Raw genomic sequence first — 7,784 nt, forward strand, 5'->3', positions numbered from 1 at the left:
CCCTCGATCAGGTTGGACCAGACCGGCGAGGTCGCGTCCTCGAAGTCGGCCATGAAACATTTGGCGCCGGAATTGAGCGCGTTGACGACCATTTTGCGATCAACCGGACCGGTGATCTCGACACGGCGGTCCTGCAGATCGGCCGGCGCCGGGCGCACCTTCCACTCACTGGCGCGGATATCGGCGGTCTCGTGCGGGAACATCAGCAGGGCGCCGACATTCAGTTCGGCCTGGCGCTCGGTGCGATGGCGCAGCAGCGACTGACGGCGCTTCTCGAAACGCCGGTGCAGGCCGGCCAGGAAATCGAGCGCTTCATGGCTGAGGATATCGCGATAGCCGGGCTCAAGATGGCCCAGGATTTCGACGCCGCTCGGTGTAATCTGTGACATGGCTGTCTCCTGTCGGCAAAAGGGTGCGGGGCGCGCGTTTGGGGCGCGCACCCCGCGTCGGGTCCGAGGGCCCGAGACTTATTCGGCGGCTTCGAACTGTGACGACTCGGTCGACTCGCCCATGGCGGTTGTCGAGGAGGTGCCACCCGTGAGGGCCAGGGAGACCTGGTCGAAATAGCCGGTGCCGACTTCGCGCTGGTGACGCGTAGCGGTGTAACCATTGGCTTCGGAACCGAATTCTGCCTGCTGCAGCTCGGAATAGGCCGCCATGCCGCGATCCTTGTAGCCGCGGGCCAGTTCGAACATGGAATGGTTCAGGCTGTGGAAGCCGGCCAGAGTGACGAACTGGAACTTATAGCCCATGGCGCCGAGCTCACGCTGGTATTTCGCGATCGTTTCCTTGTCGAGATTGGCTTCCCAGTTGAAGCTTGGCGAACAATTATAGGCCATCATCTTGCCCGGATATTTCTTCTGCACGGCCTCGGCGAAGCGGCGGGCCTCGTCGAGATTCGGCTTGGAGGTTTCCCACCACAACAGGTCGGCATATTTGCCGTATTCGATCGAACGCGCGATGCAATGGTCAACGCCGACACCGTCCTTGATGCGATAGAAGCCTTCCGGCGTGCGGCCGGCCTCGAAATCGATGAAGGGATGGTCGCGCTCATCAATGTCGGAGGTGAGCAATTTGGCACTTTCCGCATCGGTGCGGGCGACGGTAATGGTCGACACACCCATCACATCGGCGGCGAGACGCGCGGCGATCAGATTGCGCTCATGCGCCTGGGTCGGGATCAGGACCTTGCCGCCGAGATGGCCGCACTTCTTTTCCGAAGCGAGCTGGTCTTCGAAGTGAACGCCGGCAGCGCCCGCCTCGATATAGGCTTTCATGATCTCGAAGCAGTTGAGCGGGCCACCAAAGCCGGCTTCGGCATCGGCGACAATCGGTGCAAACCAGTCGCGCGTGACCTTGCCTTCAGAGAATTCGACCTGGTCGGCGCGTTGCAGGGTGCGATTGATCTTGCGCGCCAGCTCGGGACCGGAATTGGCGGGGTAGAGCGATTGGTCGGGATACATGGCCCCGGCGACATTGGCGTCGGCAGCAACCTGCCAGCCAGACAGATAGATCGCCTTCAGGCCGGCACGGACCTGTTGCATCGCCTGATTGCCCGACATGGCGCCAAGCGCATTGATATAGGGCTCGGTCTTGAGCAGGCTCCAGAGCTTTTCGGCGCCGCGTTCAGCGAGCGTATTGCGGACCTGCACCGAGCCGCGCAGCTTGAGGACGTCCTCGACGCCATAGCCGCGCTCGATACCGTCAAAACGGTCAGCAGCGGCACCGGGAACCAGATCTTTGAAGCTTGTCATTTTTGTCACCATAACTGTGGGAGTTGAATTGCCCTTACGGTGTCAAACGGAATAGAGCCTGTCCATAAAGCCTTCCATAGAAAGCGGACACGGTGTATACAAATTACATTGTCATAATGTCAGTTTGTAAATTTTGGTACAAATCATGAGCGATTTACAGCCCCTCGAGAAGATTTTTGCCGGCGCGCGACTGCGGCGCCTGCGGCGCGAACGCGGCATGACCCAGGCCGAGGCCGCTACGGCGCTCGGGCTCTCCGCGAGCTATCTCAATCTGCTGGAACGCAATCAACGCCCGGTGACGGCGCGCGTCCTGCTCTCGCTGGCCGACGCTTTCGATGTCGATGTGCGCGCCTTTGCCCAGGAATCCGACAAGCAATTACTGGCCGATCTGCGCGAGGCGGCCTCCGACCCGCTGCTCGCCAGCATGGAGCTCGACCGAATCGAGCTCAATGAGTTGAGCGAGGCGCATCCGCGCGTCGCCGAAGCCTTTGCCCGGCTCTATCAATCCTATCGCGAGACCAATGCCGCGACCGCCGATCTGGCCAGCCGCATGTCCGGCCCCGGCGCGGCCCATGGCGGGCCTGGCGCGGTGCTGGAAAGCGTGCGCGATGCGCTCGATGCGCGGCAAAATCACTTCCCTGAGCTGGAAGACGCGGCCGAGGCCCTGATCGAGCAGGCCGGCATCCGCCCGCGCCTGTGCGAGAGCGCCCTCTCCCGGCATTTGCTGGAACGGCACGGTTTTGCGGTACGCATCCTCGACGAAACCATCATGGCCGGTGCCCGCCGGCGGCTGGACTTTCATGGCCGCCGCCTGCTGCTATCCGAGGCCCTGGCCCCTGGGTCGCGCTCATTCAACATGGCCGTCGTGCTCGCCTCGCTTGAACTGGGCGATACGCTCGATGCGCTGTGCGACAGCGCCGACCTGCCGTCCGATGAGGCGCGCAAGCTTTACCGCATCGGCCTCGCCAATTATTTCGCCGGCGCGGTCCACATGCCCTATGCCGAGACGCTGAAAGTGGCCGAGGCGACGCGCTATGATGTCGACCGGCTGCAGCGCCGCTTCGAGGTCAGTTTCGAACAGGTCTGCCATCGCTTGACGACGCTGCAACGCCCCGGCGCGCGCGGCCTGCCTTTCTTCATGATCCGGGTCGACCAGGCGGGCAATGTATCGAAGCGTTTTGGCGGCGGCATCATGCCGTTTGCGCGCTCGGGCGGCGGTTGTCCGAAATGGAATTTGTATGACGCGCTGGGCCAGCCTGAACGCCTGCTGGTGCAGGCCTTTGAACTGCCCGACGGCAAGCGCAATCTCTCCATCGCCCGCGGCCAGGTCAGCGCGGCCCCGATTGGCCAGCGCCCGGTCATCCATGCCATCGCGCTGGGCTGCGACTGGGCCCATGCGGAGAAGATTGTCCATGCCGACGGGCTGGAGGGCAGCCGCGTGCAACCGGTCGGGATTGCCTGCCGCCTGTGCGAGCGCGAGGATTGCGCCCAGCGCGCCTTTCCGCCGCTCAATCGCAAGCTCCATATGGACCTGCACCAGTTGCGCGCCTCGCCCTATTCCTTCGGGGATGACTAGACCAGGCGGGGGATTATCCGCAAAGAATTCCGGTTTTCCCGTGACTTTTCCATCGGATATCTAGAGGGTCCGGTATCGGCCGCCGGGGATTTCCGGGGCACCGCAACATTGAGGACGCCCCATGAAACAGGCCCGGCCCCGCCATCGCGCTGCCATACTGCTCGCCACGACCCTGGCCGTTGCCAGCCTCGTGCCGATCGCCACCTTCGCCTATGGCACGGTGCGCGGCATGGGCCAGGATGCCGAGCATGCAAGGATCACCCGCCACGCCCTCGCCTGTGATGGTGTGCGCCCGGCCGATGCCTGTTTCCAGCCCGATACGCTCGACAGCCTGGCCGGCGAGGACGGCAGTTTCGGCGCGGTCGGCGCACCGGACCGCGGCCGCGGCATGCTCACTTCCCATGCCCATTGCAGCGCCGGCGATTATCTCGATGTGCCGGGCTATCCGCGCAGCGCCGCCGAGGCCGAGGCTTCGCTGACCGAGTGCCGGACGCAGATGATGTCCAATCTCGACCATGCCGTGCTCGATGCCGCCGCCCTGCTCGATGAGGATGGTGATATCCGCGGCAGCCAGATCCCGAGCTATATCGACTGCGTCTATGCCGGCAGCGAGCATGGCCGCGCCAAGTGCAATGTGCTCGCCCATCTCGGCCTGATCCTGCATGCCAGCCAGGATTTCTATTCCCACTCCAACTGGGTTGACCAGCCCGATTCGGGCCTGCCGGTCGGCGTCGAAAACCCTCCGGGTCTGGGCCAGTCCGGCCGCTCGCCCTGGCTTGATCTGCGCATCGCCAATCCGGTTTTCCCGGCCGGGTTGATTTCAGGCTGTTTCGACAATGAATCCTTCCTCGGCGAGGAGCGGGGCTGTTTTTATGGCGATACAGGCGAGCACCGGGTGCGTCACCTCAATCTGGCCAAGGATACCGGTGTGATCGATCCGCAGATCGGCGCCGGCAGCAGCGAACGCGGCGCCCTGGGCGATAATTTCCGCCGCAGCGTCGAGGCGGCGATCGAGGACAGCGCCGACAAATGGGCGACATTGCGCGAACGTCTCGTCGCGACCTATGGTGAGAGGAATGGTGCAATGATGATTTGCGCCATCACGCGGGATAATCCGACACGCGATTGCGATTAGGCCCGTTTGGGCGAACGCCCCGACACCTTCGGACCGGTTCGCAGCTTGCGACGCCAAAACCGCGCGGCCACAGGGAGGCGCCTGCACGATGAGCGATAGCTGGAACGAGCATGCAGACGGATGGGACGCCAACCCTGCGGTCAAACACTACGCTGACCAGGCGTTTGCGTCATTGGATGCGCGGCTCGGCATCACTGCCGCCGGCTGGGCATCAGGACGGGTGCTCGATTTCGGGTGTGGCACGGGGCTGTTGGCCGGGAAAATTGCACCGCACGTGCACGAAGTGATTGCCGTCGACAGCTCGGACAGGATGATCGCGGTCCTGAAGGACAAGGGTATTCGCAATATCACCGCCGTTCACGGCGATATTCTCGACCATGACTTTCCGCTCGACCCGCGTGCGTTCGCAGATTTCGATCTGGTCTACGCGTCCTCGGTTTGCAGCTTCCTGCCCGACTACCCCAATGCCGTCGCAGCCCTCGCCCGCATGTTGCGGCCCGGGGGAGATTTTGTGCAATGGGACTGGCTGGCCTCAGGCAGCGATGGTTTTGGACTCTCCGAGGCCGAGATCAGACGCGCGCTTGGCGCGGCGCAGCTCCACGATATCCGGGTCGAACCGGCCTTCGAGATCGAAGCTGAGGGAGCGGCGCTGCCAGTCCTGATCGGCACCGGCACGCGATAAGCCTCCGGGGCCCGGCACAGGTCTCAGGGCCAATGCACCGCTGGCACCGGCACAGGGGCCGGGCCAGCGATGTTATCAGATCCTACTCGGCATGCCCGGCGACGGACTGGACATAGGCCGTGCGGACGTCCTGGTTCTGCTCGTCGAACTCGGCGGCGATTTTCTCGTCCTGGGAAGAGAGCTCGTCGAGATCCAGCTCCGAGAAATGCATCACGCCCATATCGACATAAGCCTTCTGGATGCGCGGCCCCCAAAGACCGATATCCTTGACGATCGGCACGATGCGCTGGAACAGGAAGGTCCGGAAGAGCTGCATGGTGGCCGATTGCTCGACGTATTTGACGCATTCATCGACGGGCAGGCCCATCACTTCGAACACTTCGCGCGCCTGGAAGCGGTCACGCATCAGATAGCAGGCCTCGACGAGGAATTCCTCGCGCTCATCGCGCTCGGCATCGGTCAGGGTGGGATAGTAATCGCGCAATGACAGACGTCCGAAGGCAACATGGCGCGCCTCGTCTTCCATCACATAGGCATTGACCATGCGGGCCAGCGGGTTCTGGGCGACATCGCGGATCGTGCCAAAAGCGGCGAGCGCCAGACCTTCAATAACGACCTGCATGGCCAGATAGGTCATGTCCCAGCGGCTGTCGCGCAGGGCCTGGTCGATCAGCTGTTGCAGCGGCGCGGTCATCGGATAGGCAACGCCGAACTTGGTCAGGAGATTCTTGTAGGCCTCGACATGGCGCGCCTCGTCCATCACCTGGGTGGAGGCGTAGAATTTGGCGTCGAGATCGGGAACCTGCTGCACGATCTTGGCGGCACAGATCAATGCCGCCTGTTCGCCCTGCATGAATTGGGAGATATTCCAGGCCTGTGAGTGGCGGCGGAATTCGCGCTTCTCCGACTTGTTCATCTTGTCCCACATCGGGGAGCCGAAAATCGCATTGGCCTCTTCGGGCATCTGCATGGGATTTTCGAAATCGAGCTCTTGCGTCCAGTCGATGCGATTGACCGCATCCCACTGCATGTCCTTGCCCTTCTGGTAGAGATGCATGAGCGTCGTGCGCCCTTCATCATATTCCCAGTCAAACAGGGTCGTGAAGTCCTGTGGCACGGACCACGACTTGTCGATATTCGGAATCGGATAGAGCTCGCGAAGCGTTCCCATGGCGTTGAACCTCCCCAGGTATGGCCAGACAGTTATTGGTGAACAACGTTCACTTCCCCAACATCAGTCATATTCCTTCGGAAGGCAAGAGGCTTGCCGAAAATGTAATGACCAATCCCCTATTCCGCCGCCGTATGAGACGCTGCAGCAGGGCTTGCCGGGGCTTCGTGGGCTGCCGCGTCTGTGGATGGCGCCACCCCGCCCGTCCGGGCCAGCCAGCGCGCCTTGATCTGTTTCGAGGTCGCGCGGGACCCGTCCGGCGTCCAGCCTGGCGGCGCGAGCAGATACATCATCGCGTCCTTCAGTGATTTCGCGCCGCGCATATCCCGGAAAACCGAGAGCCATTCATGGATGGCGATTTTGAAAGGGTTGTGGGTATCGATGTTGTGGATAATGCCATAGCGGCATTTTTCGTCCTCGAGCTCAGGCTGGAAGGTTCCGAACATCTTGTCCCAGATGATGAAGACACCGGCGAAATTGCGGTCGAGATAGATCGGATTGGTTGCGTGATGAACACGGTGGTGCGAAGGCGTATTCATCACCGCCTCGAACCAGGCCGGCATTTTCTTGATCGCCTCGGTGTGGAACCAGAATTGATAAATCAGGTTGAAACCGGACACGATGCCGATCACCAGCGGATGGAAGCCGATCAGGATCATAACCGAGCCGAGCCAGAGGAATTTCAGCGTCAGCGGGCCGAGCCAGGACTGCCGCAGGGCCGTGGTCAGATTATAATGCTGCGAGGAATGATGGACGATATGGTCGGCCCAGAACCAGCGCACGGTGTGGCCCAGGCGGTGGACCCAGTAATACATGAAATCGTCGAAGATGAAGGCAACCGGCCAGACCCACCAGGCGAAGCCGATATCGAACAGGCGGAATTGGTAGACAAACATCGCCCAGGCCGTCACCAGGCCGGCAAACAGCACACCGGACACAGTGCTCCCAAGCCCCATCATCAGGCTTGAGGCACTATCGCGCGCCTCGAACCGGGCCGAACCGGTGAGCTTGGCGTGAATCATCTCGATCGCCACCAGGAGGATGAAGAGCGGGATCGCGTAATAGACAGGATTGAATGTCTCTACAAAAGCCGGGACGTCCATAATCTACTCCTGCATCGCATTGAGCTTGTCGGCCCACAAACGGGCCTCGCCTGCGTCGGCGAACGCCATGGTGAATGGCGGAAAGGTGAAATCATTGAGGCGGATGGTGAGCCGGGCATCCTCGGCCAGCCGGGCGGCACGCACGAGGCCGGGTTCGACATAGCGAATGACAAACTCATCGCCCTTGGCTTTCAGCAAGCCGATTCGCCGGCCGCCATCTTCCTCGACCAGGGCGGCGCTGCCGTCCCGGGCCAGCACGCCGGGACCGGCATTGAAGCCGACCGCATCGGTGTCGAGCCGCTCGACGGCCTCGTCCAGGCTGCTCAATCGGGCCGGCTCTCCCAGACGCAGGATGACATTCAG

At 62.1% G+C, this 7,784-nt stretch carries 7 protein-coding genes and 1 pseudogene; 3 read left to right on the top strand and 5 right to left on the bottom strand.

Annotated features, from left to right (window positions below):
• Both AAC023_RS12520 and aceA read right to left on the bottom strand, forming a co-directional pair.
• Nucleotides 1–389: pseudogene (locus AAC023_RS12520) on the bottom strand (malate synthase A); the annotation flags it as partial.
• 78 nt (nt 390–467) lie between these two features.
• Nucleotides 468–1,754, bottom strand: a complete 1,287-nt coding sequence (gene aceA / locus AAC023_RS12525; protein ID WP_339741533.1) for an isocitrate lyase — start codon at nt 1,752–1,754, stop codon at nt 468–470.
• Nucleotides 1,755–1,899: 145 nt separating this feature from the next.
• Between aceA and AAC023_RS12530 the strand changes: the two genes are divergently transcribed.
• The 3 genes from AAC023_RS12530 to AAC023_RS12540 all read left to right on the top strand — a co-directional run bounded on the left by AAC023_RS12530 (nt 1,900) and on the right by AAC023_RS12540 (nt 5,147).
• Entirely contained in the window at nt 1,900–3,330 is a 1,431-nt protein-coding gene (locus tag AAC023_RS12530; protein WP_339741534.1) for a short-chain fatty acyl-CoA regulator family protein, read from the top strand.
• Between the two features lie 121 nt (nt 3,331–3,451).
• Nucleotides 3,452–4,465, top strand: a complete 1,014-nt coding sequence (locus tag AAC023_RS12535; protein WP_339741535.1) for a hypothetical protein — start codon at nt 3,452–3,454, stop codon at nt 4,463–4,465.
• Between the two features lie 88 nt (nt 4,466–4,553).
• Nucleotides 4,554–5,147 (top strand): class I SAM-dependent methyltransferase, encoded by a 594-nt coding sequence (locus AAC023_RS12540; protein WP_339741536.1) that lies wholly within the window; start codon nt 4,554–4,556, stop codon nt 5,145–5,147.
• An 82-nt stretch (nt 5,148–5,229) separates the two neighbouring features.
• Here the strand turns inward: AAC023_RS12540 and AAC023_RS12545 are convergent, their stop codons facing one another.
• The 3 genes from AAC023_RS12545 to AAC023_RS12555 all read right to left on the bottom strand — a co-directional run.
• Complete coding sequence (locus AAC023_RS12545) at nt 5,230–6,318, bottom strand: ferritin-like domain-containing protein (RefSeq protein WP_339741537.1); 1,089 nt, start codon at nt 6,316–6,318, stop codon at nt 5,230–5,232.
• Between the two features lie 119 nt (nt 6,319–6,437).
• Nucleotides 6,438–7,421: a sterol desaturase family protein gene (locus AAC023_RS12550; protein WP_339741538.1), complete on the bottom strand. Its 984-nt coding sequence runs from the start codon at nt 7,419–7,421 to the stop codon at nt 6,438–6,440.
• Nucleotides 7,422–7,424: 3 nt separating this feature from the next.
• Nucleotides 7,425–7,784 (bottom strand): hypothetical protein (locus AAC023_RS12555; RefSeq protein ID WP_339741539.1); only part of this gene is annotated, 360 nt, incomplete at its 5' end.

Origin of the sequence: uncultured Maricaulis sp., assembly GCF_963976135.1 — a bacterium.
Classification (GTDB): domain Bacteria; phylum Pseudomonadota; class Alphaproteobacteria; order Caulobacterales; family Maricaulaceae; genus Maricaulis.

Coding starts and splice junctions, on each gene's coding strand:
- aceA (WP_339741533.1), bottom strand. CDS start 1,754: ATGACAAGCTTCAAAGATCTGGTTCCCGGTGCCGCTGCTGACCGTTTT.
- AAC023_RS12530 (WP_339741534.1), top strand. CDS start 1,900: ATGAGCGATTTACAGCCCCTCGAGAAGATTTTTGCCGGCGCGCGACTG.
- AAC023_RS12535 (WP_339741535.1), top strand. CDS start 3,452: ATGAAACAGGCCCGGCCCCGCCATCGCGCTGCCATACTGCTCGCCACG.
- AAC023_RS12540 (WP_339741536.1), top strand. CDS start 4,554: ATGAGCGATAGCTGGAACGAGCATGCAGACGGATGGGACGCCAACCCT.
- AAC023_RS12545 (WP_339741537.1), bottom strand. CDS start 6,318: ATGGGAACGCTTCGCGAGCTCTATCCGATTCCGAATATCGACAAGTCG.
- AAC023_RS12550 (WP_339741538.1), bottom strand. CDS start 7,421: ATGGACGTCCCGGCTTTTGTAGAGACATTCAATCCTGTCTATTACGCG.